Annotated in this window: 21 protein-coding genes and 1 other RNA gene; 11 read left to right on the top strand and 11 right to left on the bottom strand. The window is 73.4% G+C overall.

What is annotated here, in order from left to right; translation table 11 throughout:
- The first annotated feature begins 23 nt into the window (after window positions 1-23).
- Window positions 24-1,469: a DHA2 family efflux MFS transporter permease subunit gene (locus B073_RS0116245; RefSeq protein ID WP_018539145.1), complete on the top strand. Its 1,446-nt coding sequence runs from the start codon at window positions 24-26 to the stop codon at window positions 1,467-1,469.
- A 17-nt stretch (window positions 1,470-1,486) separates the two neighbouring features.
- Here the strand turns inward: B073_RS0116245 and B073_RS0116240 are convergent, their stop codons facing one another.
- From B073_RS0116240 to B073_RS0116225, 4 genes are all read right to left on the bottom strand, one after another.
- Complete coding sequence (locus tag B073_RS0116240; protein WP_018539144.1) at window positions 1,487-2,092, bottom strand: response regulator transcription factor; 606 nt, start codon at window positions 2,090-2,092, stop codon at window positions 1,487-1,489.
- On the bottom strand, window positions 2,089-3,342 hold the full coding sequence (locus B073_RS0116235) for a histidine kinase (protein ID WP_018539143.1): 1,254 nt from the start codon (window positions 3,340-3,342) through the stop codon (window positions 2,089-2,091). The genes B073_RS0116240 and B073_RS0116235 overlap by 4 nt, the downstream gene beginning before the upstream one ends.
- 117 nt (window positions 3,343-3,459) lie before the next feature.
- On the bottom strand, window positions 3,460-4,188 hold the full coding sequence (locus B073_RS0116230; protein WP_018539142.1) for an ABC transporter permease: 729 nt from the start codon (window positions 4,186-4,188) through the stop codon (window positions 3,460-3,462).
- Window positions 4,188-5,096: an ABC transporter ATP-binding protein gene (locus tag B073_RS0116225; protein ID WP_018539141.1), complete on the bottom strand. Its 909-nt coding sequence runs from the start codon at window positions 5,094-5,096 to the stop codon at window positions 4,188-4,190. Before B073_RS0116225 ends, B073_RS0116230 begins: the two co-directional genes overlap by 1 nt.
- Window positions 5,097-5,548: 452 nt before the next feature.
- Between B073_RS0116225 and B073_RS0116220 the strand changes: the two genes are divergently transcribed.
- From B073_RS0116220 to B073_RS0116210, 3 genes are all read left to right on the top strand, one after another.
- Window positions 5,549-6,463, top strand: coding sequence for a MaoC/PaaZ C-terminal domain-containing protein (locus tag B073_RS0116220; protein ID WP_018539140.1), 915 nt, complete (start codon window positions 5,549-5,551; stop codon window positions 6,461-6,463).
- 86 nt (window positions 6,464-6,549) lie between these two features.
- On the top strand, window positions 6,550-7,626 hold the full coding sequence (locus B073_RS0116215) for a Zn-dependent alcohol dehydrogenase (RefSeq protein ID WP_018539139.1): 1,077 nt from the start codon (window positions 6,550-6,552) through the stop codon (window positions 7,624-7,626).
- A gap of 21 nt (window positions 7,627-7,647) precedes the next feature.
- Complete coding sequence (locus tag B073_RS0116210; protein ID WP_018539138.1) at window positions 7,648-8,589, top strand: 3-oxoacyl-ACP reductase; 942 nt, start codon at window positions 7,648-7,650, stop codon at window positions 8,587-8,589.
- 94 nt (window positions 8,590-8,683) lie between these two features.
- On the opposite strand, the gene B073_RS47155 is transcribed toward B073_RS0116210, so the two are convergent.
- Window positions 8,684-8,851: a hypothetical protein gene (locus B073_RS47155; RefSeq protein ID WP_018539137.1), complete on the bottom strand. Its 168-nt coding sequence runs from the start codon at window positions 8,849-8,851 to the stop codon at window positions 8,684-8,686.
- Between the two features lie 8 nt (window positions 8,852-8,859).
- Window positions 8,860-10,311: a hypothetical protein gene (locus tag B073_RS40115; protein ID WP_018539136.1), complete on the bottom strand. Its 1,452-nt coding sequence runs from the start codon at window positions 10,309-10,311 to the stop codon at window positions 8,860-8,862.
- 233 nt (window positions 10,312-10,544) lie between these two features.
- On the opposite strand from B073_RS40115, the gene B073_RS0116195 reads away from it, so the two are divergent.
- From B073_RS0116195 to B073_RS0116175, 4 genes are all read left to right on the top strand, one after another.
- Window positions 10,545-11,573, top strand: a complete 1,029-nt coding sequence (locus B073_RS0116195) for an ABC transporter substrate-binding protein (protein WP_018539135.1) — start codon at window positions 10,545-10,547, stop codon at window positions 11,571-11,573.
- A gap of 200 nt (window positions 11,574-11,773) precedes the next feature.
- Window positions 11,774-12,661 carry a Nif3-like dinuclear metal center hexameric protein gene (locus tag B073_RS0116190; RefSeq protein ID WP_018539134.1) on the top strand — a complete coding sequence of 296 codons (888 nt, stop codon included), beginning with the start codon at window positions 11,774-11,776 and terminating at the stop codon, window positions 12,659-12,661.
- Window positions 12,658-13,401, top strand: coding sequence for a zinc ribbon domain-containing protein (locus B073_RS0116180; RefSeq protein ID WP_078508039.1), 744 nt, complete (start codon window positions 12,658-12,660; stop codon window positions 13,399-13,401). Before B073_RS0116190 ends, B073_RS0116180 begins: the two co-directional genes overlap by 4 nt.
- 3 nt (window positions 13,402-13,404) lie before the next feature.
- Window positions 13,405-14,613, top strand: a complete 1,209-nt coding sequence (locus B073_RS0116175; protein ID WP_018539132.1) for a bifunctional RNase H/acid phosphatase — start codon at window positions 13,405-13,407, stop codon at window positions 14,611-14,613.
- 35 nt (window positions 14,614-14,648) lie between these two features.
- Here the strand turns inward: B073_RS0116175 and eda are convergent, their stop codons facing one another.
- Window positions 14,649-15,317 (bottom strand): bifunctional 4-hydroxy-2-oxoglutarate aldolase/2-dehydro-3-deoxy-phosphogluconate aldolase, encoded by a 669-nt coding sequence (gene eda, locus B073_RS0116170; protein ID WP_018539131.1) that lies wholly within the window; start codon window positions 15,315-15,317, stop codon window positions 14,649-14,651.
- 80 nt (window positions 15,318-15,397) lie between these two features.
- Window positions 15,398-16,222 carry a peroxide stress protein YaaA gene (gene yaaA, locus B073_RS0116165; RefSeq protein ID WP_018539130.1) on the bottom strand — a complete coding sequence of 275 codons (825 nt, stop codon included), beginning with the start codon at window positions 16,220-16,222 and terminating at the stop codon, window positions 15,398-15,400.
- 138 nt (window positions 16,223-16,360) lie between these two features.
- On the opposite strand from yaaA, the gene B073_RS0116160 reads away from it, so the two are divergent.
- Window positions 16,361-17,845 carry an RNB domain-containing ribonuclease gene (locus tag B073_RS0116160; protein WP_026247436.1) on the top strand — a complete coding sequence of 495 codons (1,485 nt, stop codon included), beginning with the start codon at window positions 16,361-16,363 and terminating at the stop codon, window positions 17,843-17,845.
- Here B073_RS0116160 and B073_RS0116155 read toward each other — a convergent pair.
- Together B073_RS0116155 and B073_RS0116150 are read right to left on the bottom strand one after the other, a co-directional pair.
- Window positions 17,832-18,575 (bottom strand): hypothetical protein, encoded by a 744-nt coding sequence (locus B073_RS0116155; RefSeq protein ID WP_018539128.1) that lies wholly within the window; start codon window positions 18,573-18,575, stop codon window positions 17,832-17,834. The genes B073_RS0116160 and B073_RS0116155 overlap by 14 nt on opposite strands.
- 14 nt (window positions 18,576-18,589) lie before the next feature.
- Window positions 18,590-19,396: a MerR family transcriptional regulator gene (locus tag B073_RS0116150; RefSeq protein WP_018539127.1), complete on the bottom strand. Its 807-nt coding sequence runs from the start codon at window positions 19,394-19,396 to the stop codon at window positions 18,590-18,592.
- 90 nt (window positions 19,397-19,486) lie between these two features.
- On the opposite strand from B073_RS0116150, the gene rnpB reads away from it, so the two are divergent.
- Window positions 19,487-19,887, top strand: an RNA gene (gene rnpB, locus B073_RS42790) — RNase P RNA component class A.
- 464 nt (window positions 19,888-20,351) lie between these two features.
- Complete coding sequence (locus B073_RS0116145) at window positions 20,352-20,576, top strand: hypothetical protein (protein WP_018539126.1); 225 nt, start codon at window positions 20,352-20,354, stop codon at window positions 20,574-20,576.
- A 496-nt stretch (window positions 20,577-21,072) separates the two neighbouring features.
- Here B073_RS0116145 and B073_RS40110 read toward each other — a convergent pair whose 3' ends face one another.
- Complete coding sequence (locus tag B073_RS40110; protein WP_018539125.1) at window positions 21,073-25,059, bottom strand: hypothetical protein; 3,987 nt, start codon at window positions 25,057-25,059, stop codon at window positions 21,073-21,075.
- Window positions 25,060-25,120: the final 61 nt, after the last annotated feature.

Raw genomic sequence — 25,120 nt, 5'->3', positions numbered from 1 at the left:
GGTGGTGAGGGGCGGGTGCGAGCATGGGCCGCATGCCCCCGATAGCCGCTTCCCCCACGCTGTCCGCGTCCACACGGCGGACGGCCGCACCGGCCTGGCTGGTGATGGTGCTGGTCTGCGCCGGACAGTTCCTCGTCGTGCTGGACGTCTCCGTCGTGAACGTGGCGCTGCCCGCGATGCGTTCCGGGCTCGGCCTGTCCGAGCTGGGCCTGCAATGGATCGTCAACGCCTATGTGATCACCTTCGCGGGATTCATGCTGCTCGGTGGCCGGGCCGCCGACCTCTTCGGCCGCAAGCGGGTCTTCCTCGTGGGGCTGGCACTCTTCACCCTCGCGAGCGTCGCCGGCGGCCTCGCCCAGCAGCCCTGGCAGCTGATCGCCGCCCGCACCGTCCAGGGCGTGGGCGCCGCGGTGCTCTCCCCGGCCACGCTCACCATCCTGACCACGTCGTTCCCGGCCGGCCCGGCCCGTACGCGGGCCATCGCGACGTGGACGGCGGTCGGCGCGGGCGGCGGCGCGGTGGGCGGCCTGGTGGGCGGGGTGCTCACCGAGTACCTGTCGTGGCGCTGGGTGCTGCTGATCAACGTGCCGGTGGGCGCGCTGGTGCTGGCGGGTGCCGCGCTGTGGCTGACCGAGAGCCGGCAGGGTGCCGCGCGGCGCCTGGACGTGCCCGGTGCGCTGCTGGTGACCGCCGGGCTCGGGCTGGTGGCGTACGGCATCGTGCAGACCGAGACGCACGGTTGGGGTTCGGCGTCGGCGCTGCTGCCGCTGGCCGCCGGTCTGGTGGTGGTCGCGGTGTTCGTCGCGGTCGAGGCGCGGGCCAAGGCGCCGCTGATGCCGCTGGGGCTGTTCCGGCTGCGCTCGGTCTCGTCGGCCAACGCGGCGATGGTGCTGTCCGGCGCCGCGATGTTCTCCATGTGGTACTTCCTGTCGCTGTACGTGCAGAACGTCCTCTCCTACACGCCGCTGCAGGCCGGTCTCTCCTTCATCCCGCACTCGCTGTCCATCGTGCTGGGTTCGAAGGTCGCGCCCCTGCTGATGCGCCGCCTCGGCGCCAAGACGCTGGCGGTCGGCGGTGCGGTGATCTCGCTGGCCGGGATGGCGTGGCAGAGCACGATGACGGTCGACGGGACCTACCTCGGGACGATCCTCGGCCCGGGCGTCCTGATGGCGCTGGGCGCCGGGCTGACCGCGACGCCGGTCGCCGCCATCGCCACCTCCGGCGCCGCCCCGTCCGACCAGGGGCTGGTCTCCGGCCTGATCAACACCTCGCGGCAGATGGGCGGCGCGCTGGGCCTGTCGGTGCTCTCCACCGTCGCCGCCTCCCGGATCACCGCGGAGCCCGGCCGGGTCGGACTGGCCGACGGCTACGGTCTGGCGTTCCTGGTCGGGGCGCTGGTGCTGGCGGGCAGCGTCACGCTGATGCTGCTGGCACTGCCGCGCCGGCGGACGGACGCGGCCCACGGCTGAGCGGCCGCGCCCCCGGCTTACAGCCAGCCGTTGCGCCGCGCCGCCCGTACCGCCTCCATGCGGTTGCGGGTGCCGGTCTTGCCGATGGCGGCCGAGAGGTAGTTGCGGACCGTGGCCTGCGACAGGCTCAGCTTGGTGGCGATGTCGGCGACCGTCGCGCCGTCCACGGCGGCGGTGAGGACATCGCGTTCGCGCGGGGTCAGCGGGTTGGGCCCGGCGCTCAGGGCCGCGGCGGCCAGACCGGGGTCGATGACCCGTTCACCGGCCAGCACCCGGCGGATCGCCGCCGCCAGGTCCTCCACCGGCCCGTCCTTCACCAGGAAGCCGGACGCCCCGGCCTCCATCGCGCGGCGCAGATAGCCGGGCCGCCCGAACGTCGTCACGATCAGCACCTTGCACGACGGCAGCTGGTCGCGCAGGTCGGCGGCGGCGTCCAGGCCGCTGCGTCCGGGTAGTTCGATGTCCAGGAGCGCGACGTCCGGACGGGACTCCAGGGCGGCCGCGACGATCTGGTCGCCCGCCGGCACTTGCGCCACCACCTCCATGTCGTCCTCGAGGCCGAGCAGCAGCGCCAGCGCGCCCATCATCATCCGCTGGTCCTCGGCCAGCAGGAGCCTGATCACCTGGACAACTCCTCCGCATCCGCCAGATCGCCCGCGCCCACCGGAAGTTCGGCCGTGACCCGGAAGCCGCGCCGGCCGTCGGGGCCGCTGCGCAGCGTGCCGCCCGCCGCGGCCAGCCGCTCGGCCAGCCCCGCAAGGCCCGTGCCGCCCACCGGTCCGGGGACGGCGCCGGACGGTGCGCCGGACGCTCCGGAGCTTACGGGACCGCGGCCGTCGTCCGTGATCGTCAGCCGCACCCGGTCGTCGTCCGCGTGCACCTCGATCTCGCAGCGGCCGGCGCCGCTGTGCCGCACGGCGTTGGTGACGCCCTCGCGGACCACCCAGCCCAGCAGCGCGGCGGCCTGCGGCGGCAGCGGCGGCCCGGACTGCCGCACCACCGGCTCGATGCCGGCGCCGCCCAGTGCCGAACGGGCCCGGTCCAACTCGGTCGCCAGGCTGCCCTCGCGGTAGCCGGTGACCGCCTCGCGGATCTCGGTCAGCGCCTGCCGGCCCACCGCCTCGATGTCGGCGGCCTGGGCCAGCGCCGCGTCGAGGTTGCGGGGCGCCAGCCGGCGCACCGCCTCGGCCTTCACCACCACCACGGACAGGGTGTGGCCCAGCAGGTCGTGCAGGTCCCGGGAGAACCGCAGTCGCTCCTTCTCCACGGCGTTGCGGGCCAGCTCCTGGCGGGTGGCCCGCAGTTCCTGGATGGTGTCGAAGAGGCTCAGCACCGAGGCCGTCACCATCCCGGACAGGAACGTGCCGTAGCCGATGCCGAACGAGCCCCAGGGGCTCTTGTCGTACCAGCCGGACAGGAACCCGGCGGACCCGCTGAGCGCGATCAGCCAGAGCGCGAGCGGCTTGCCGCGCAGCGTGCGGACCGTACCGGAGGCCAGCGACAGCAGCGGGAAGAACAGGAACCACTCGCCGCCGAAGCCGAGCGCGACCGCGTAGGTGACGGCGGCCAGTGCGGCCAGGGCGTAGACCGGGTAGCGGGTGGTGCGCAGCCGGGGGCTGAACGCGCTGAAGACCACGGTCACATAGAGGGAGTTGAAGACGAGGAGGCCGGCGCCGGCCAGCCAGGGGTTGCCGGACTTGCCGTGGATGATGTTGGAGAACGCGCCCAGCCCCATCAGCAGCCAGGGCAGGAAGGCGTACCGGCCGGGGCCCTTGGGCTCCTGCTCGCACGGCCGCGCCCCCGCCGCGCGGCCCTGCTCCGCTCCGCCGCCGGGCGCTCCGCCGCGCTCCCGCCGCCATCTCATCCGTGCCATGCCGTTCCTCGCCTCATGCCGTTCGCTCCGCTCCGCGCGCTCTTCGCGCGCCGGCGGTCCTTCGCGTTCTGCTGCCTTCGGTGCTTTCCGCCGCCGGTCACAGGGTCCGTGCCGCCGTCACAGCGTCCGGGCCGCCCGGCGGTAGGCGTACACCGCGTAACCGCCGAAGAGTGCCAGCCAGGCGGCCAGTACCGCCACCGTGGTCAGCCCCGGTGCCTGGCCGTGGGCGACGCTCTGTCCCAGGTCGGCGAAGCGGTAGGCGGGCGTCCAGGAGGACAGGGTGCGCAGCCAGCCCGGGAACGCCTCGATCGGGAACCACAGGCCGCCGACGATCGAGAGCACCAGCATGCAGCCGGTGTTGACCAGCCCGGTGGCCTGGGACGAGAGGCGGTAGCCGTTGCCGATGCCGAGCAGGGTGAATGGGACGGTGCCCAGCCACAGCAGCACGACCAGCGCGGCCCACTGCCAGGCCGCCATCCGGACGCCGTTGAGCAGCCCGCCCACCAGGAGCACCGCGCCGATGGCCGGCAGCACCGTCACCGAGCCGGTCAGCCCGCGACCGGCCACCACCTGCGCCGGCGGCAGCGGGGTGATCCGCAGCTGCCGCAGCCAGCCCAGGCTCTTGTCCTCGGCGACGCCGGTGCCGGAGCCCAGCGCCGCCCCCAGGGCGCCGTACGCGGCGAGGCCGACCATGGCGGAGACCTTCCAGTCCGCGGCCCCCGGCCCGGCGCCGGCGCCGACGTGGGTGAACAGCACGTACATCAGCACCGGCATCCCGATCCCGAAGATCGCGAAGGTCTTGTCGCGCAGGGTGCGGCGGACTTCCAGCCGGACGTAGTCGAGCATCACACCGTCTCCTTGACGGGGCGGGCGGCGGGCGCCGCGGTGGTCGTGGTGGTCAGGGTGAGGAACGCGTCCTCCAGGCTGGCCGGGGCGACTTCGAGGCCGCGGATCAGATCCAGACCGGCCAGCGCGCGGACCGTCGCGTCGGAGTCCGTGGTGCGCAGCCGGGCGCGGTCGCCGTGGACCTCCACCGCGCACACCCCGGGCAGTCCGGCCAGCGGCCCGGTCGCCGCGCCGGCCAGGTCGAGACAGACCGTCGCGCTCCCGGCCCGCCGCTTGATCTCCGTGCCGCTGCCGTCGGCCGCCACCCGGCCGCGGTCGAGGACCACGATCCGGTCGGCGTGCTCGTCGGCCTCCTCCAGATAGTGGGTGGAGAACAGCACGGTGCGGCCGCGGCGGGCGAAGCCGCGCAGCGAGCTCCAGAAGGCCCGCCGGGCCTCCACGTCCAGCGCCGCCGTGGGCTCGTCCAGCACCAGGAGTTCGGGGTCGCCGGCCAGCGCCACCGCGAAGCGGACGCGCTGTGCCTGTCCCCCCGAGAGCCGGTCGACCCGGCGCCCGGCCAGCTCGCCGAGCCCGGCCAGCTCCAGGGCTTCGCCGACGTCCATCGGGTCGGGATACGTGGCGGCGACGAACTGGACCAGTTCGCGGACGGTGACCCGGGGCAGCGGTTTGCCGTCCTGGAGCATCGCGCCGACCCGGCCCGCCCGCACCGCCGTCTCCGGCGCGTCGCCGAACAGCCGCACCTCGCCGCCGCTGGGCGGCAGCAGGCCGAGCAGCATGTTGACGGTGGTGGACTTGCCCGCGCCGTTCCGCCCGAGCAGGGCCACGGTCTCGCCCGGGGCGATGGTCAGCTCCAGCCCGTCCACGGCGCGCACCGCGCCGTAACTCCGGGTGACACCGCTGAACGCCACCGCGGCGGCCGGCCGCCCCGCCCCCGGTGCCGCACCGGGCCCCCGCACCCTGCTCGCCGTCCCTGCCACGTCCGCCTGCCTCCCCATGCTGTCGGCGCGCTCTTCGCGCCGTGCGATGCGCGGTGACGCCGTCATCCGCTGCCGAAGACGCTACGGAGCGTCGCCGCCGTGCGGCAGAGGCGAATGTGGGTGAACGGCGCTGACAAATGTCATGGGCCGGCGCGACGGAGGACGGGCTTGGCCGTCCGGAACGCGCGCCCTCGCGCATCTGACATGCCGTCAGGGGTCTTCCCGGTCCCGCCCGGATCGGCTATACATGACTGCCATCGGCTAGAACGCGTTCTAGAAGTGCCGAGGAGCGCGGGCCCGCCGACCCGATACGACCCCGGCGCGGCCGACGGTGCGGACGGCCGGGCCGGGGTCTCACACCGTGGTGAAGGAGCAGCACCCCCATGCCCATCGACGCCGCCAAGGCCACCGCAGCCCCGCCGCGGACCACCGAACTCGCCTGGGACCACAAGGACGTTCAGCTCTACCACCTCGGCATCGGCGCCGGCGCGGCCACCCCGGAGAGGCCGCACGCCGCCACCGACCCGGACGAACTCCGCTACACCCTGGAGAGCGCACTGCACGTGCTCCCCAGCTTCGCCACCGTCGCGGGCGGCGGGATGGCCCTGGCCGGCGGACTCTCCGCCCCCGGCATCGACGTCGACCTGGCGGCCGTCCTGCACGGCGGGCAGACCGTCACCGTGCACCGCCCGCTGCCCGTCCGCGGCCGCGCCACCCAGACCTCCACCGTCCCGGCCGTCTACGACAAGGGCAAGGCCGCCGTCATCGTGCTGAGCTCCGAAGTCGCCGACGACGACGGGCCGTTGTGGACCTGCGACACCCAGATCTTCGTCCGCGGCGAGGGCGGCTTCGGCGGCGAGCGGGGCCCCTCGGTCGGCGGCGAACTGCCCGACCGGGCCCCCGACCTGACCACCGAACGCCTCGTCCGCGCCGACCAGGCCCTGCTCTACCGCCTCTCCGGCGACTGGAACCCGCTGCACGCCGACCCGGAGTTCGCCAAGCTCGCCGGCTTCGACCGGCCGATCCTGCACGGCCTGTGCTCGTACGGGATGACGCTCAAGGCGGTGGTGGACGCCGCGCTGGACGGGGACGTCTCCCTGGTGCGGTCGTACACCGCGCGGTTCGCGGGCGTGGTGTTCCCGGGGGAGACGCTGCGGATCCGGCTGTGGCGGGAGCAGACCGACGAAGGCGGGGGCGGCCGCATCCGGGTCGCGGTCACCGCCGCCGAGCGGGACGAGGCACCGGTGCTGGCGGACACGGTGGTCGAGCACGGCACACCAAGCCCGTCCGGCGATTGAGGACGAGCGGCCGCCAGGCCGCGACACCCCCGACGGCCGGCCGGGGCGGACCAGCATGTCGTACGTACGAGAGGAGCGGGTGTCGCATGCGCGCAGCCATTCAGCAGGAGACGGGACGGGACAAGCTGGAGGTGCTCGACGACGTCGAGGCGGTGGGGTTCGGTCCCGGCCGGGTCAGGATCCGCATCCGGGCCACCGGACTGTGCCACTCCGACCTCTCCGCGATGAACGGGGTGCTGCCGCAGCCCACGCCGTTCGTCCCCGGGCACGAGGGGGCCGGGGAGATCCTCGACGTCGGCGACGGCGTCACCGGACTGCGGCCCGGCGACCGGGTCCTGATGTGCTGGCTGCCCGCCTGCGGCGACTGCCCGTCCTGCAAACGCGGCCAGACCCACCTGTGCCTGGCCGGGTTCATGAACGCCGGCACCCCCAACTTCAAGCGCCCCGGCGGCGACGTCTTCGGCTTCGCCGGCACCGGCACCTTCGCCGAGGAGGTGGTGGTCGCCGCCAACTGCGCCGTCCCGATCCCGGACGACGTCCCCTACGAGATCGCCGCCCTGATCGGCTGCGGGGTCACCACCGGGCTCGGCGCGGCCCTCAACACCGCCGAGGTGGCGGCCGCGTCGTCGGTGGCGGTGCTCGGCTGCGGCGGTGTGGGCATCTCCGTCATCCAGGGCGCCCGGGCCTGCGGCGCCGCCCAGATCGTCGCCGTCGACCCGGTGGCGACCCGCCGCGAGGCCGCCCTCCGGTTCGGCGCCACCGAGGCCGTCGCCCCCGAGGAACTCGCCGACGCCAAGGCCCGGATCACCGGCGGCGAGGGCTTCGACTATGTCTTCGAGGTCGTCGGCAAGTCCGCCACCGCCCGCACCGCCTACGAGACGACCCGGCGCGGCGGCACCCTCTGCGTGGTCGGCGCGGGCGCGATGGACGACATCTTCCAGGTCAACATGTTCGAGCTGTTCTTCGACGAGAAGCGGATCCTGCCGTCGCTGTACGGGGGAGGGGACGTGCTGCGCTCCTACGAGCGGGCCATCGCCCTGTGGCGGGCCGGCCGGATCGACCTCGAAGGGCTGATCACCCACCGGGTCCGGCTGGGCGGCGTCAACGACGCCCTGGACCAGATGCGTTCGGGCACCGCGCTGCGCACCTGCATCGAGATCTGACCGGCACAGGAGAGGACACGCATGGCACAGCCACTGGAGGGCCTGACCGCGCTCGTCACCGGTGCCGGGCGCGGACTGGGCCGGGCCGAGGCCCTGGAACTGGCCCGCCTCGGCGCCCGGGTCGTCGTCAACGACTTCGGTCAGTCGGGCAGGGACGGGTCCGGCGCCGCCTCGGCCGCCCCCGCGGAGGAGGCCGCCGAGGCGATCCGCGCCGCCGGCGGCCAGGCGGTGGCCCACACCGGCGACGTCGCGGACCACCAACAGGCCGGTGAACTCGTGCAGTTGGCCATCGACACCTACGGCCGGCTGGACATCCTGGTCAACAACGCGGGCATCCTGCGGGACCGGATGGTCTTCTCGATGACCGAGGACGAGTGGGACTCGGTGATTCGCGTCCACCTCAAGGGCCACTTCAACACCACGCACTTCGCCGCGGCCCACTGGCGCACCCGCTCCAAGGAGGCCGGCAGCCCGGTCTTCGGGCGGATCGTCAACACCTCCTCCGAGGCGTTCCTGGCCGGCTCGGCGGGCCAGCCCAACTACGCGGCGGCCAAGGGCGGCATCGTCGGCCTGACCACGTCCACGGCGCTGGCGCTGGCCAAGTACGGCGTGACCGCCAACGCGATCTGCCCGCGCGCCCGCACCCGGATGACCGAGGACGTCTTCGCCGGCCTCGCGGCCCCAGAGGACGGCCGGCCCGACCCGCTCGCGCCCGAGCACGTCGCGCCGCTGGTCGGCTATCTCGCCTCGCCGGCCGCCTCCGGCATCAACGGCCAGCTGCTGGTCGTCCACGGCGGCATGGTCGCGATCGCCGAACGCCCGCGGATCGCCGCGAAGTTCGACACCGCGCAGGACGTCTTCAGCTACGAGGAGCTGGACGGCCTGCTCACCCCGTACTACGCGGGGCGCCCACCGCACGAGACGTTCGCGGCCGCCGAGGTGCTGGGCCTCAAGCACGACTGACGCCCGCGGCCGGACGGTGCGCACAACGGCCGTGGCCGCCGCCCGCGTTCGCGGTGCGGCGGCCACGGCCTGCGGCGTGCCGGTCGGTTCGGGTTCAGGAGACCTGGACCCGTTGGTCGCGGCGGTGCCGCCCCTGGGCGGCGCCGGCCGCCTCCTCGGAGGCGGCCGGGCCGCGGTGCCTGCCGGAGCCTACGGCCGCGGCGGCCTGGGCGGCTGTCTCCTGCGGGCGCGCCTGGGTCGTGTCGGTTTGGGCTTCGGACATGAAAAGAGTCACTCCGTCAGATCGCTTACAGCTGTACGCGTCGGGACCTCCCCCGGCTCCCGCCGGAGCACACCCCGCGCGGTGCCGTCGGTGGCCGGGTCAACCGGCTGCACAGCCCCCGCCGGAATAGTAACGGGGCGGGAAACGGCACTCCACTGGGACTCCCGGGCCGCGAGAGGCGCCTGTTGCAGCGGAACTGGCCTGCACATCCGGGGATGCGGGGAACGCATGAGCGGTTCCTCGGTGCGGGCGTTCGGTTGTGGAGATGCTGTGGAGTCGACGTCGCTATCGCCCGCTTCCAGGACATTCTCCCCGCCGCCCATGAGGCCCCGGCCGGCCGGAACCGGCACCTCCGCCGCCTCCACTGCCTTCGCCACCTGCGGAACCGCCACCTCCGGAAGTGCTGCCTCCGAAGCCGCCGCCTCCGGAAGCTCCGCCTCCGCGGCCGGCCCCAGCGGTACGGCCATCCGCGCCACCCCGCACCGCACCGCCTCCGTCGCGTACGGCAGCAGCAGCGCGCCGTCCGGCGTCCACCGGCCGCTGCCCGCCAGCCAGCCGTCCGGGGCCGGGAACTGCCGCAGCCGCCGTTCCGAGGGCCGCCACGCGCCGAGCCGGGTGCCGTCCGGGCCGTCGAGCCGGAACGCCACCGCGCAGCTCTCCGGCAGCAGCGCCCGCCCCGGCTGGATCGCGAACGGCGTCACCGCCATGTCGGGCGCCCGCAGACACTCCGGGAAGCGCACCGGGAGGCTGCTGTCCAGTACGCCCCAGCCCAGCCGGTCGTGGCCGGGGGCGTCCGACCGGACCAGCAGCAGCCCGCTGTCGGGATCGGCCAGCAGCAGCCGGTCGTCGCTCTCCTCGGTGATCTGCAGCAGCGGGCTGACCTCCGCGCCGCGCGCCAGGTCCACCACCACGGTCTTGGTGCGGCCGTCCAGCTCCCGGTCCACCGCCAGCAGCCGCCCCTCGTGATCTAGCCAGACCCCGCCGGTGCAGCGGCCCGGCACCACGGCGATCCGCTCGGGCCCCGCCGTCCCGCCGTGCACCCGCCACAGCGCGGTGGTCCCGGCGCCGGGCGCCAGCGCGTAGCCCAGCTTTCCGCCGGGGGCGGGCGGCAGCAGCGTCAGCTCCGGCGCCGCCACCGCGCCGACCAGTACCTCCTGGGTGCCGGGCCCGGTGGGGGAGAGCAGGGAGACGGTGAAGCGGTCGGCGACCCGGCGGACGATCAGCACCCGGCCGTCCGTGAGCGGCAGCAGCGCGCTGTCCGGCTCCTCCGGCTGGCTGCCTGGCAGCGGGACCGCGTACGGCTCCGGGCCGCCGATCGTCCAGCGCTCCGGGTACCAGCTCCCGGCGGCGTCGTCGTGACGCGCGAGCCGGGCGGCGTACGAGCCGTCGGCGGCGAGGGTCAGCGCCGCACGGTGCGGGCTGTCGAGCGCCGCGGCGTCCTCACTGGCACAGATCGTCATGGGGGTGCCACCTCCAGTGGAGGGACGTTAGTTTTCGCATTTCCGGCCGATCAACGAGAGTTGCCGGTCTTCACGCATAAGGGTGGCCGTTGCCCGATTCGCCGGTTTGGGGAGGGGTGGGTGTGCTGCGAGTTTCAAGGATGTTTAAAGTTAGGCGGACCTAAGTTGCCGTCGGGTGGCCGGGCGGCTCCCGGCTGCCCGGCGGCGCCCGCATTTCGACCTGGAGTGACGTGATGCCCCTTCGCCGCCGCGGCGCCGCCGCCATAGTCCTCGCCGCCGCCGGAGCCGTCGCGCTCGCCGGGTGCGGGGCGCCCGGCGCGGACGGCGGCAGCGACCGCGGGGCGGGCTCGAAGTCCGTCGCCCAGGGCGGCAAGGACTTCGGCAGGGCCGCCGAGGAGACCGCGAAGATGGGCACCGACGCCGCGCCGGGCACGTTCCCGCGCACCGTCCGGCACGCCATGGGCACCACCACCATCCCGTCCGCGCCGAAGCGCGTGGTCGTCCTCGACGTCGGCGAGCTCGACAACGTCGTCTCGCTCGGCATCAAGCCGGTCGGCTACGCACCCACCGAGGGCGACGCCGCCCTGCCGGACTACCTCGCGAAGAACGCCGGCCACCCCAAGAGCGTCGGCACCATCAACGGCCTCAACCTGGAGGCCGTCGACGCCCTGAAGCCCGACCTCATCCTGGGCAGCAAGCTGCGCGCCGAGAAGCAGTACCGACAGCTCAGCAAGATCGCCCCGACCGTCTTCTCGATCCGCCCCGGCTTCACCTGGAAGCAGAACTACCTCCTCAACGCCGCCGCCCTCGACAAGACCGCGGAGGCCCGGCGCGAACTGGCCGACTACGAGGCCAAGGCGAAGAAGCTCGGCGAGGACCTCGGCCCCGAGAAGCCGACCGTGACGATGCTGCGCTACATGCCCCAGTTCACCCGCCTCTACGCCCAGCGCTCCTTCATCGGCACCGTCCTCAAGGACGTCGGCCTGCCCCGGCCGAAGAACCAGCAGGTCGACGACCTCGCCACCGAGGTCAGCCCGGAGAACATCAACCAGGCCGACGCCGACTGGATCTTCACCGGCGTCTACGGCGACCCCAAGTCCACCAAGCGCGACACCGCCGAGCAGAACCCGCTGTGGAAGAACCTCAAGGCGGTCAGGGACGGCCACGCCAGGAACGTGAAGGACGAGACCTGGTACCTCGGCCTCGGCGTCACCGCGGCCGACAGCGTCCTGGCCGATCTGCGGGCCTTCCTCGTGAAGTAGCCGTCCCGTCAAGCAGTCGGCTCGTGAAGCAGGGGTCCCGTGATGCGGGCGTCTCCCTCAAGTGGCCGTCGGCGGCGGCCCGGTGGCGCGCGTCGCAGCCGGCGGCCGGTGGCCGGAAATCCCCGGCGCGCGCCGGGCCACGGGCCCCGCGCGCACCGCGGCCCGGCGCGCGGGCGCGGGGGAGAGGTAACCTTCCCCCCGTGCCCGCACTGTCTGAAGTCCTCGCCGCGCTCGACGTCCTCTGGCCCCCCGAGCGGGCCGAAGGATGGGACGCCGTCGGCACCGTCTGCGGCGACCCCGACGCCGAGGTCCGCCGGGTGCTGTTCGCCGTCGACCCGGTCCAGGAGATCGCCGACGAGGCCGTGCGGCTCGGCGCCGACCTGCTCGTCACCCATCACCCGCTCTACCTGCGGGGGACGACGACGGTCGCCGCCTCCACCTTCAAGGGAAAGGTCGTGCACACGCTCATCAAGCACGACATCGCCCTGCACGTCGCGCACACCAACGCCGACACCGCCGACCCCGGCGTCTCCGACGCCCTGGCCGGCGCGCTGGACCTGCGGATCTTGCGCCCCCTGGTGCCGGACCCGAGCGATCCGGCCGGCCGCCGCGGCCTGGGCCGGATCTGCGAGCTCCCGCACCCGATGACGCTGGCCGAGCTGACCGCGTACGCCGCCGCCCGCCTGCCCGCCACCGCGCAGGGCATCCGGGCGGCCGGCGACCCGGACCGCGAGATCCGCACCCTGGCGGTCTCCGGCGGCTCCGGCGACAGCCTCTTCGACGACGTACGGGCGGCCGGCGTGGACGCGTTCCTCACCGCCGACCTGCGTCACCACCCGGCCTCCGAGGCCATCCAGACCACCGGACGGAACCGCCCGCCGGCGCTGCTGGACGCGGCCCACTGGGCCACCGAATGGCCGTGGTGCGAGCAGGCCGCGGCCCAGCTCGACGCGGTCTCCGACCGGCACGGCTGGGGACTGCGCACGCACGTCTCCCGCACGGTCACCGACCCCTGGACCGCCCACGCGGCGTCCGCCCCGCTCACCAGCCCCGCTGACACCCCGCACACCACAGGAGCCCCCCGCTGAACGCCGCGCCCGCCGACCAGATCCGCCTCCTGGACGTCCAGAACCTCGACGTCCGCCTCACCCAGCTCGCGCACCGGCGCAAGAACCTCCCCGAGCTGGCCGAGCTGCAGACCCTGGAGGCCGACCTCACCCAGCAGCGCGATCTGCTCGTCGCCGCGCAGACCGAGGAGAGCGACACCAACCGCGAGCAGACCAAGGCGGAGCAGGACGTCGACCAGGTCCGCCAGCGCGCCGCCCGCGACCAGAAGCGCCTCGACTCCGGCGCCGTGACCTCCCCCAAGGACCTGGAGAGCCTCCAGCGCGAACTGGCCTCGCTGGCCAAGCGCCAGGGCGACCTGGAGGACGTCGTCCTGGAGGTCATGGAGCGCCGCGAGACCGCCCAGGAGCGGGTCCGCGAGCTGACCGAGCGGGTCGAGGCCATCCAGGCCAAGGTCGACGACGCCACCGCCCGCCGGGACGCCGCCAACGCCGAGATCGACGCCGAGGCCGCCACGGTCACCAAGGAGCGCGAACTCACCGTCGCCGACATCCCCGAGGCGCTGGTCACGCTCTACGACCGCATCCGCGCGAAGCAGGGCGGCATCGGCGCCGCCCGCCTCTACCAGCGCCGCTGCGAGGGCTGCCGGCTGGAGCTGGACATCACCGAGCTCAACGACGTGCGCCGGGCCGCCGCCGACGCCGTCGTCCGGTGCGAGAACTGCAGCCGCATCCTGGTCCGCACGCCCGACTCGGGGCTGTAGGCCGTGGCGCGTGAGCTGATCGTCGAGGCGGACGGCGGTTCCCGGGGCAACCCGGGGCCGGCCGGCTACGGCGCGGTGGTCCTCGACCCGGCGAGCGGCGAGGCGCTGGCCGAGGCCGCAGAGTTCATCGGGACGGCGACCAACAACGTCGCCGAATACAAGGGCCTGCTGGCCGGGCTGCGCGCCGCGCACGCCCTGGACCCGGAGGCCGCCGTCCACGTCCGGATGGACTCCAAGCTCGTCGTCGAGCAGATGTCCGGCCGCTGGAAGATCAAGCACCCGGACATGAAGCCGCTGGCCGCCGCGGCCGCCGCGGTCTTCCCGCCCGGCCGGGTCACCTACGAGTGGATCCCGCGCTCCCGGAACAAGCACGCCGACCGGCTCGCCAACGAGGCGATGGACGCGGGCAAGCGCGGCAAGCAGTGGGAGCCGCGCGACTCCCGGGCGGCGCTGGCCGGCCCGGCCGACGCGGCACCCGCCCGCAGCGCCGCGGCGCGCGCCGCGGACGCCGCCGCCGAGGCGGCCGAGGCCGCGGAGAGCGGCCCGAGCGCGGCCGCGCCGCCGGTCGGCTGGGGCGCGCCCGACCTCGGCGTCCCCGCGACGTTCGTCCTGCTCCGGCACGGCGAGACGGCGCTGACGCCGGAGAAGCGCTTCTCCGGCAGCGGGGGCACCGACCCGGAGCTGTCGGCCGCCGGCCGTCGCCAGGCCGAGGCGACCGCCGCCGCGCTCGCCGCCCGCGGCACCGTCCAGGCCGTGGTCAGCTCGCCGCTGCGCCGCTGCCAGGAGACCGCCGGGACGATCGCCGCCCGGCTCGGCCTGGACGTCCGCGTCGAGGACGGGCTCCGCGAGACCGACTTCGGCGCCTGGGAGGGGCTGACCTTCGCCGAGGTCCGCGAACGCCACCCGGACGATCTCGACGCCTGGCTCCGCTCCGCCAAGGCGGCGCCCACGGGGGGCGGCGAGTCCTTCGCGGCGGTGGCGCGCCGGGTCGCGGTCACCCGCGACAAGCTGATCGCCCGGTACGCGGGCCGGACCGTCCTCCTGGTCACCCACGTCACCCCGATCAAGACGCTGGTGCGGCTGGCCCTGGGCGCTCCGCCGGAGTCCCTGTTCCGCATGGAGCTGTCCGCGGCGTCGCTGTCCGCGGTGGCGTACTACGCGGACGGGAACGCGTCGGTGCGGCTGCTGAACGACACTTCGCATCTGCGGTAGGGGCGGGGCCCCAGGGCCCCGGCCCTCCCCGGGTGTCAGCCGCGGCCCAGCGCCGCCGCCTCGGTCGCCAGTCGCTCGATGCGTGGCCAGTCCTTGGCGGCCAGCGCGTCCCCGGGCAGCATCCAGGTGCCGCCCACGCAGGCGACGTTGGGCAGTGCCAGGTACGAGGGGGCCGTGGCCGGGCCGATGCCACCGGTCGGGCAGAAGCGGGCCTGCGGGAGCGGGGCGGCCAGTGACCTGAGGTAGGCGGTGCCGCCCGCCGCTTCCGCCGGGAAGAACTTCATCGCGGTGATCCCCTCGTCCAGCAGGGTCACCACCTCCGAGGCCGTCGAGACGCCCGGCAGGAACGGCAGCCCGGAGTCCCGCAGCGCGCCCAGCAGCCGCGGCGACCACCCCGGGCTCACCAGGAACCGCGCGCCGGCCGCCCCGGCCGCCGTGGCCTGTGCCGGGTCCAGTACGGTCCCGGCGCCGACCACCGCGTCCGGGACCTCCTCGGCGACGGCCCGGATCGCGTCCAGCGCGGCGGGCGTGCGCAGGGTCACCTCGATCGCCGGCAGCCCGCCGGCGACCAGCGCCCGGGCGAGCGGCGCGGCGTCCGCCGCGTCCCGCAGCACCACGACCGGGACGACCGGGGCGAGCCCGAGGACGGTGGGGAAGGGCGCGGCGGAGGCGGCGGAGGAGGCGGCGTCAGTCACGCCGCCCATACTGGGGCGGTTGCAATACCCTCCGCAACGCCCGTTGCACGAGCTGCAACGGGGTGGATGCGGGGGCCGTCGGGAGCCCTTTACAGCTCCGTGACGATCACATCCAGGGCCCACGGCTTGCCGGCCTTCGCCGGAGCCTGCGCCTCGACCGCGTAACCCAGTCCGCGCAGCGTCTCCACCAGCTCCGCCGGGTCCGCCGGTTCGGCCCCGGCCACCAGCAGGTCCCGCACCAGCCGTCCCTTGGTCGCCTTGTTGAAGTGGCTGACCACCGACCGCTTCTCGACCCCGTTCACGATCTTCGACTGGAGCACCCGCACCGTAGCGGTCCGCTCCGCCACTTCCCCCTTGGGCTTCCACGCCGTGGCATACGCCGCCGACCGCAGATCCAACAGGAGCCCGGTCCCGGCCGCCTCCGGCAGCACCTCCGCCATCGGCCCCCGCCAGTACGCCCCCAGCGCGCCCAGCCCCGGCAGCTTCACCCCCATCGAGCAGCGGTACGACGGAATCCGGTCGTCGATCCGCACGGCGCCCCACAGCCCCGAGAACACCAGCAGCGACCGCTCGGCCCGCTTCCGCGCCGCCGCGTCCAGGGACGCCAGTCCGAGGGCGTCGTAGAGCACCCCGGTGTAGATCTCCCCGGCCGGCCGGGTACCCGCGGTGCGCAGCCCCGCGTTCTTGGCCACCTCGCCCTTCAGGCCCTCGCTCAGCCCCAGCACCTCCCGGGCCTTGACCGCGTCGGCCGCGCACAGCTCGACCAGCTCCGCCAGCACCTCCGTCCGCGCCGCGGTCAGCCCCGGCAACGACAGCGCCCCCAGATCCAGTCGCCCACCGCCCCGCGTGGCGGCCCCTCGCCCCGCCTCGATCGGATCGGCCTTCCCCTCGGACGGCGGCAACAGCACGAGCACGGTGTTTCTCCTTCACGGCGGTACGAGCACGGGGGTGCGGCCCCGCCGAAAGCTTAGAAGCCCGGCCACCCCGGCGCGGCGTCCGCCCGGCGCTCGCACGCCGCGCCGGGAGCGCCCGGCGGCCATACGCTCGGTTCCATGCCCCGTCGCCATATGCATGTGACCGACGCAGCGGAGGCGCCCCTCCGGGCCGCCCTGCACGAGCTGCGCGTGCGGCTGGACGTCCCCGACCACTTCCCGCCCACCGCCCAGGCCGAGGCGGACAGCGCCGCCCGCGCCCCGCGCATCCCGGCCGGCGACGGCGAGGTGGCCACCGAGCACACCCTGTACGACGCCACCGACCTGCCCCTCTTCACCCTCGACCCGCCCGGCGCCCGCGATCTGGACCAGGCGATGTTCCTCGCCCGCCGCCGGGAGGGCGGCTATCGCGTCCACTACGCCATCGCCGACATCGCCTCCTTCGTCACCCCCGGCGGCGCCCTGGACGCCGAGGCGCACCACCGGGTGGCCACCCTCTACTTCCCCGACGAGCGGATCCCGCTGCACCCCACCGTCCTCAGCGAGGGCGCCGCCAGCCTGCTGCCCGACCAGGACCGCCCGGCCGTCCTGTGGCAGTTCGAGCTGGACGCCGACGGCGCGCTGACCGGCACCACCGTCCACCGCGCCCTGGTCCGCTCCCGCGCCCGCCTGGACTACCCGGGCGTCCAGCACGTCCTCGACGACGGCACCGCCGAGGAGCCGCTCGCCCTGCTCCGCGAGATCGGGCGGCTGCGCGAGGAACAGGAGACGGCCCGCGGCGCGATCTCCCTCACCGTCCCCGAGCAGGAGATCGTCGAACGCGACGGCCACTACACCCTCGCCTACCGCGCCCCGCTCCCGGCCGCCTCCTGGAACGCCCAGATCTCCCTGCTCACCGGCATGGCCGCGGCCGAGCTGATGCTCGCCGCCGGCACCGGCATCCTGCGCACCCTGCCCTCCGCCCCCGACGGCTCGGTCGCCCGGCTCCGCCGCACCGCCCAGGCCCTCGGCGTCGACTGGCCCCACCACACCTCGTACGCGGCGCTGATCCGCACCCTCGACCCGCACCGCGCCGCCCACGCCGCGTTCCTCCAGGAGTGCACGGCCCTGCTCCGCGGCGCCGGCTACACCGTCTTCGACGGCACCGCCCCACCGGCCGGCACCGTGCTGCACGCCGCGGTCGCCGCCCCCTACGCCCACGCCACCGCGCCGCTGCGCCGGCTCGTCGACCGCTACACCTCCGAGCTGTGCCTGGCCGCCGCGGCCGGCCACACCCCGCCCGCCTGGGTCCGCGCCGCCCTCCCCGCCCTCCCGCACGAGATGGAGACCGGCACCCAGCGCGCCAACCGGATCGAGCGGGCCTGCGTCGACCTCGTCGAGGCGGCCCTGCTGCGCGACCGCGTCGGCGAGACCTTCGAGGCCGTGGTCGTCGACCGCCACCAGGACGACCCCACCCGGGGCACCGTCCACCTCCGCGAACCGGCCGTCATCGCCCCGGTCCGCTCCACCCCCGCCGGCCCCCCACTACCCCTCGGCGGCTACCTCAGAGTCCGCCTCACCACCGCCGACCCGGGCCACGAACCGGTGCTCTTCACGCCGGTGTGACAGGTGTGGCCGGTGTAACCGGTGCGGCTGCCCCATCGGCGCCCGCCACGCCTGTCACCGCTTCCGCCCCACCCACCCCACCCACCACACTCACCGCTTCCATGGCCTCCCGTACGGCGCGTACCGCGCCCCGCGCGTCATCGGCATGGAAGCGCACCGTCCGCACCGTCTCCCGCCGGCCCAGCAGCCGCACCGCGACGACCGGTTCGGCCAGCTCCAAGGTCACCGACGTCTGCCCGCCGACGGCCAGCTCCAGCGTCCCGTCGTCCCGCGCCCCGCCGTCCTTCGCCCCGGCCTCCCGCGCGCTCCGCCCGAACCGCAGGTCGTACCGCACCGACGCGATCCGCTCCAACGGAATCCGCACCGTCATCCGGGCACCGTCGCGCAGCACCACCCCGTCCGCCCCCACCACATGCGGCCGGGTCACCGCCGCGGCCTGGCTCCCCAGCACCATCAGCACGGTGTAGACGTCGACCACCAGCATCACCGCGTGCAGCCACGGTGTGTCCCGCAGCAGCACGCTCACCCCGACCGTCTCCACCACGAACACGAACGCCAGCCCGTACAGCATCGCCGCCTGCGCGCCCGCATACGGCAGCGCCCGCGCCCCCACCGGCACCCCGACCCGCCGCCGCGCCACCCACCACACCAGACTCGCCAGCCACCGCCCTTCATGCCGAAGCAGCCGCCGCACCCGCCCCCCGAACCCGCGCCCGCGTATCCCGCTCATCGCTCCCCGTCCCCTCATCGCTCCCCCTCCGCGATCATCCGCATGGCCCTCCGCATCGCCTCCGCCTGTGCCGGCGCCAGCTCCATCACCAGCAGCTCCGCCCAGACCTCGGCCCCGCGCCCCGAGCCCTCCACCGCCCCGGCCCCGGCCGCGATCGCCGCCACCACCTCCTCGGGCACGCACTCCACCATCGCCCGCGCGGCCTCGGCCACCCGCGGATCGTCCACCTCCGCCCCCGCCAGCGCGTCCAGCAACCCGTACGCGGCATACGCCCGCTCCATCGAGCCCGGCTCCGCGAACATCTCCCGCAGCGCCGCCGCCATCGCCCCCCGCGCCCGCCCGTCGCCCGACGCCTCCAGCAGCGCCAGGATCTCCCGCTCCCGCGCCGCCATCGCCGGCTCTGGCCCGGGCAGCGCCGCCGACGTCCGCGCCATCTCCGCGAAGATCTCCGCCAGTTGCTCCGACACCGGCCCCTCCTCCGGCAGCCCGCCCGGCTCCTCGGTACGCCGCAGCAGCTCCGCCAGCCGCGCCCGCCGGGCCCGCAGCGCCTCCTCCTGCCGCGCCAGGTCCGCGTCCAGCTCCGCCAGCACCTCCCGCAGCTCCCGGCCGGCGTCGTCGGCCAGCACGTCCCGGACCTCCTCCAGCCCGAGGCCCAGCTCCGTCAGCCGCCGCACCCGCGCCAGCGCCACCGCGTCGCGCAGCCCGTACTCCCGGTAGCCGTTCGCCCGCCGCTCCGGCTCCGGAAGCAGCCCCAGGTGGTGGTAGTGCCGAACGGTCCGCGTGCTGACACCGGCCATCCCGGCCAGTTCCCCGATGCGCATGCCGCCAGTAAAAACGTTGACGCAACGGCAAGGTCAACCCGCCGGAATCGATCCACGGAATCCGCCAGGTAGCATGGTCGGCACGGCGGACGAGCCGGCCGGGCGGTCGCGTGGGGATCATCGATCCCCCCGAGGAACGTCCGGGCTCCACAGGGCAGGGTGGTGGGTAACACCCACCCGGGGTGACCCGCGGGACAGTGCCACAGAAAGCAAACCGCCGGGGACCTCGGTCCTCGGTAAGGGTGAAACGGTGGTGTAAGAGACCACCAGTGCCCAGGGTGACCTGGGCAGCTAGGTAAACCCCACCCGGAGCAAGGTCAAGAGGGGCCATCGGCTGATGGCCCTGCGCGGACGATCGAGGGCTGCCCGCCCGAGTCCGCGGGTAGACCGCACGAGGCTGCCGGCAACGACAGCCCTAGATGGATGGCCGCCTCCCGGCCGACCGCAAGGTCGCCCGGAGACAAAACCCGGCGTACAGGCCGACTCGTCCGCCCCACCTGGGACTTCATCCTGGAAAGGGCCTCTGACCTGTGTCGGAGGCCCTTTCCGGCTTTTCCAGCGCTTGCCGCCTTACACAGCCTAAAGTCCCTCGGAAGTCCCTCCGCCAGAGCTGAAAGTCCCTGAAAAATCCCAGAGGTGGGTGGCCGCTGGAGGCATCTGAGCAGCTGGTCAGTGGGGTGGGAGCCCATGGGGACCTCCACCAGATCGTATGGGAGCCACACGTGCCTGCCAGGGCCGAAGTCCTCTCCAGCGAGTGCATCCTCGGTGGCGACCGGGTCGGGATCTCAGGGTGTTCTCGGCGAGTGGCACATCCGAACCCGGATCAGGTGCCCCGGACTGGAGAGGAATCAGCTGGGACCCGCTCCATCGCGTTCGCCCTGATCTCTATGTGGTGGGTGACTGAGATCCACGACACCAATGAATCGGTGTCAGCGCGGTCCATCATGGCGCGCAGGTGGCCGCTTGGAAGCCTGCGGGGGTTGGTTTTCGGCTGCTGTCCGGGAGGACGACGGTTGGTCTGAGCGAACTCGGACCGGGGCGGTTCGTCTTCGTCGGGCGGGACAGGCGTTCCGGCCAAAGTCCCGCGTTCGCCACCGCCTGGAACGTCCCGTTCGACAACAACGCCTCTGAACAGGCCATCCGCATGGCCAAGATCCAGCTGAACGTCTCCGGCTGCTGACGCACCTTCAACGGCACCCGCCGCTTCCTCACCCTGCGCAGTTACCCGAGCCCGCCAAGAAGAACGGCCAGGACACCCTCGACACCTTCACCCAGCTCTTCGGCCGCCGTGGCCCCTGGATCCCCGCACTCAACTGACCAGCTATCCGGTCACCATTATTCTAGATCTGGTGAGTATCCCTCAAGGGAATCATATCTGCGTCGTGAGAGTGCATTTCTGCAGAAAAGAATGGCCCGCCAGTGATCTGGCGGGCCATTCTGGGGAAGTTAAGTCTAACCCTCTAGACGCTCGAGATTGGACCAGAGAGGCGGCTTGCCGAACTTGGCCAGGTATTCTTCGAGGATCATGAAAGGAGGCTCATTGGTCGGCTCTCCCTCTGCCCATACCGTGTCGCATTCTTCGCATACGCGGAAAGGGTCTGATTGCCCCGGCAGGCGGCACAGCACCACCCAGCCCTGCCCGCATCTCGGACAGCATGTCATGCTAACTCCTTCCTTTATGCCTGCGGAAAGGCGGTGATGATCTTATTCGTTCCGGGGGCTACGACGATCCGGAGTTTCCTCTCGCCTCCCGTGCCGACAACCTTGCCCATATCTACGATGTACTTGGCTGGATCATTGGGGTCCGGCGTGCCTCGCTTAGCCCATCCCTCATCAAGAAGTGAGAGGATATCGCTCTGCGTGTTGTTCTTGAAAACGCTATGCGCGGGTTTCGAGGGATCCGGCTTTGCGTGCTCCATCACGTGCGTCAGGCGGTGCCCATGAGCGGACCCGGTGCCGTATACCAGCCCCCCGGGAGACTGGAAACTCCCCCCTCCGAGGTTGGTGAAGCCGCTCGGCGAGACCGGGCAGGTCGTGACGTTGACGGCGAGAACCGAAGTCTGGCCCGCCAGTGCATGGTACGCGTGGATGCCCTTGACTGGCTTGCGTATGTTGCCGGTCGTGAGAACCGGTTTTTTTGACGTGAAGCTACTGGCCTTATATACGCAGGCCCCAGCACCCTTCCGGATCTTGTCAAGGAACTCCTGACTCTTGCCGATCACCTTCTTTGCCGCAGCGGACTCTTCGAGGAATTTGCCGATGCCTGTGGCAATGCGATAGACAGCCTTGGAGACTTCTGGAAGCTTCTTGACTACCTGGAGGGCTTTGCCCCACGGTAGAGCGCCGATCAGCGTCCAGAAGCAGCTTTCGATATTTCCTTCGGTGAAGCACTTCTTGATGTCGTCGAGACCGAGGAGCTCTTCAAGGACTTTGCCGCCATTTTCGAGCAGGAAGTCCTTGATCGACTTTTCTGCGGCCTTGCGGGCCTTCTCGTACTCCTCAGGCGAGATACCCTCGTCTTCAAGGTCCTGCTTCTCCGCCCCATCCAGCTGAGCGCCGCCATTCTTGCCATCCAGCTTGGCGGCTTCCGCCCGGCGCTTCCGTTCCTGTTCCCGCTCGTATTCCTCGGCCTTCTTTGCCGCCTCGTCCGCTTCCTTGGCGTACTTGTTGGCGTTCTTGGCCGCTGCCTCTGCGGACTTGGCGTGGTTGTCGGCGGAGTCGGCCAGCTTGTCCGCGTCGGCGGCGTCCTTCTCTGCCTGGGCTGCCGCGCCCTGGGCGACGCTGGCTTCGTGTTCGGCCTGGTTCGCGGCGCTGTTGGCCGCGGCGGCGTGCTGGTCCGCCTCGGCGGCGGCCTTGCGGGCCCGGGCGGCCTCGGCTTCGGCCTCGTTGGCTGCCTTGCGTGCGGCTGCCGCGTCCGCGGCGGCCTGGTTGGCGGCCTGGCGGGCGAGGCCGGCGTCGCCCTTGGCCTGTGCGTCGGCCTTGTTGGCGGATGCCGCGGCGGCCCGTGCCTTGGCGCCGTCGACGGCGGCTTCGGCCGCGGACTTCATCGCCGCGGCCGCGGAACGTGCGGCGTTGGCCGAGGAGCGTGCGGCTTCGGCGGCGGCCTTGAAGGCCGGGGCGACCTGCGCGTTGGCCCGCTTGGCGGCGGCCTCGGCGGCCTCGGCGGCCTTGACCGCTTCGGCGGCCTTGGCCTCGGCGGCGGCTACCTGCTCCTGGCCGGTCTCCTGGGCGGCCTTGGCGACCTCGGCGGCGAAGTCGGCGTCGACGTCCTTGCCGGAGAAGGGGGCCGTCAGCTCGATGGCGGTGTTGGCCGGATCGGCGATCCCGGCCGCGGTGTTCCGGGCGGCGCCGGATGCCTGGACGGCGATGGTGGACTGGAGCCTGGCCATGGCCGCTTCGCGGACCGCGCCTTCGGCTTCTTCCTTGGTGCGGTTGGCTGCCTGCAATGCCTGGTTGGCGTGGACGGCGGCCTGTTCGGCCAGGCGGGATGCCTCATGTGCGGCGATGCCGGCGCGGGCTTCCTGGGCGGTGGCCTCGGCTGCCTTGGTGTTGGCCTTCAGCGCCGCGGCGTGGGTTGCCCGGTACTCGGCCTCGGCCTTGTTCGCGGCGGCGTTGGCACGCGCGGCGGCGGCTTCGGCGTTGTTGGCGGCGACGTTGGCACGCGCGGCGTGTGCGCCGGCCTCGGCTGCCGCGGCCCGAGCACGGGCGGCTGCGCCCGCGGCCTCGGTGGCCGCGGAACGGGCACGTACCGCGGCACCGCTCGCCGTGTCGGCGGCGCTGCGGGCCTGACCGGCCGCCACGCCCGCGGCGTTGGCGTCCGCGCGCGCTGCCTCTGCCGCGGCACTGGCCTCGCCCGCGGCCGCGGTGCCGCGGCCCGAAGCGGCCATCGCCTCGGTGGCCTTGGCGCGCGCTTCCTTGGCCTGGTGGTTCTGCTCGGCCTTGAACGCCGCGTTGCGGGCGTTGCGGGCGTTGGTCTCCTCGCCGCGGGCCTTCTCGTCCGCCTTGGCGGCGATGCCTTCCTTCTCGGCGGCGCCGGCACGTGCCGAGGCAGCCCTGGCCGCGGCCGACTGGGCCTCGGCGCGGGCCGCGGCCGCCGTACGGGCCTCGGCCTCCGCACGCGCCCGTGCCGCCGCGGCGGCGTCGCGTTCGCGTTCGGCGCGGGCCCGTGCCTGGGCGGCCAGGTTGCGTTCGCGTTCGGCGATCGCGCGCTGCTCGGCGGCGATCTTGGCCTGGCGCTGGGCCTCGACGCGGGCTTCGCGGGTCTTCTTGGCGTGCTCCCAGGCTTCCCGCTCGGCCTTCTCGGCGTCGAGGCGGGCCTGCTTGGCCCGAGCGGCGGCGTCGGCAGCGACCTTGGCCTGGTTGTCCGCGGCCGCGGCCAGCTGGGCCGCAGCCTTGGCGTGCTCCTCGGCGTTGGCGCGCCACTTCTTGGCCTGCTGCTCGTGTGCTTCGGCGGCGTTCTTGCCGTCCAGCGCCGCGGCGTCGGCGGCGGTGGCGTCGACGGCGTGCTGCGCGGTCCGGGCTGCCTTGGCCGCCGCGTCCGACGCGGCCGCGATGCCTGAGGCGACCTCGGACCACTGCGTGCCGTAGGTCAGCCCGGTCTCCACCAGGACGTCGGCCTCGACCTTGGCCTGGCCCGCCGCGACCTTGGCCCGCCTGGCCGCCTCGGCGGCGTACCCGACCTGGCGTTCGACCTCGGCCTTGACGTCGTCGTAGGAGGACAGTCGCTTGCCGGCGCGGTCCGCCGAGAGCATCCGGTCGGCCTCACGCGATGCCTGGGCCGCCGACGTCATCGCATTCGACGCGTCCTTGAGGGCCTTGACCGCATCGCCGTGGAAGCCGATCAGCTTGGTACGGGCCTCCGCCGCGCGCCGGGCCTTCTCGGCCAGCTCACGCAGTTTCTCCGCGGCCTCCTGGGCCTCCTTCTGGGCCTTCTCCTGGGCCGCCCGGTCGTCGGCGTCCTTCTTCGCCGCGATCTGGTAGCCCTTTTCCAGGAACTCCTCGATCGCCTTGTCGGTGCCCGCGTCCAGCGCGGCCTGGGCGGCCTTCTTCACCTCGGGACCGCCGGCGCCGGCCAGCAGTTCCACGCGCTTGCGGAGTTCGGCCGCGCGCTCCTTGGCGTTCTTCTCGTCCTTCTGGTCCTTCTGGCGGGCGATCTCCGCCCCGAAGGCCAGGAAGTCCTCACGGTCCTTGGCGGTCGCCTTCGGCCCCAGAACGCGTTCGACCTCGGCGTTGAACGTCGGCCCGCCGGTGCCGCGCATCGCCTCGATCTTCTTGCGGTTCTCGGCGTCGGTACCGTTCTTCTTGTCCTTGGCGCGCTGGCGGGCGTCGGCCTCGCCGTGCTCCAGGAACTCCTTGATCGCGTTCGGGTCGTCGCTCTCCAGAGCCTTCTTCGCGGCCTCGCGGACTTCCTCCTCCTCGCCGAACTCCGCGAGGTCCTCGACGTATTGGCGGTCGCGTTCCGCGCTGATCCGGTCCAGCTCCGAGCGCGGCGCGGCGGCCGGTGCGGCCGACGTCTTCGGCAGCGCGGAGGCCAGCCGGTCCAGGTTCGCCATCGCCTGGGTGAAGTCGGCCTTGTTCTCGGCGCGCTGCAAGTGCTCTGCGGTCGCGGCCGTTGCCTGGCTCGTCATACCGCCGAGCAGTGCGACGACCACGGTCGTGGTCACCGTCTTGCGCGCTATCCCGGCGAGACCGCCGCCGCGTGGTCTTCCGGCTCGCGGCCGGAAT

This window comes from Streptomyces sp. MspMP-M5, from assembly GCF_000373585.1.
Classification (GTDB): domain Bacteria; phylum Actinomycetota; class Actinomycetes; order Streptomycetales; family Streptomycetaceae; genus Streptomyces.
This window is presented reverse-complemented; position numbering and strand designations above follow the sequence as displayed.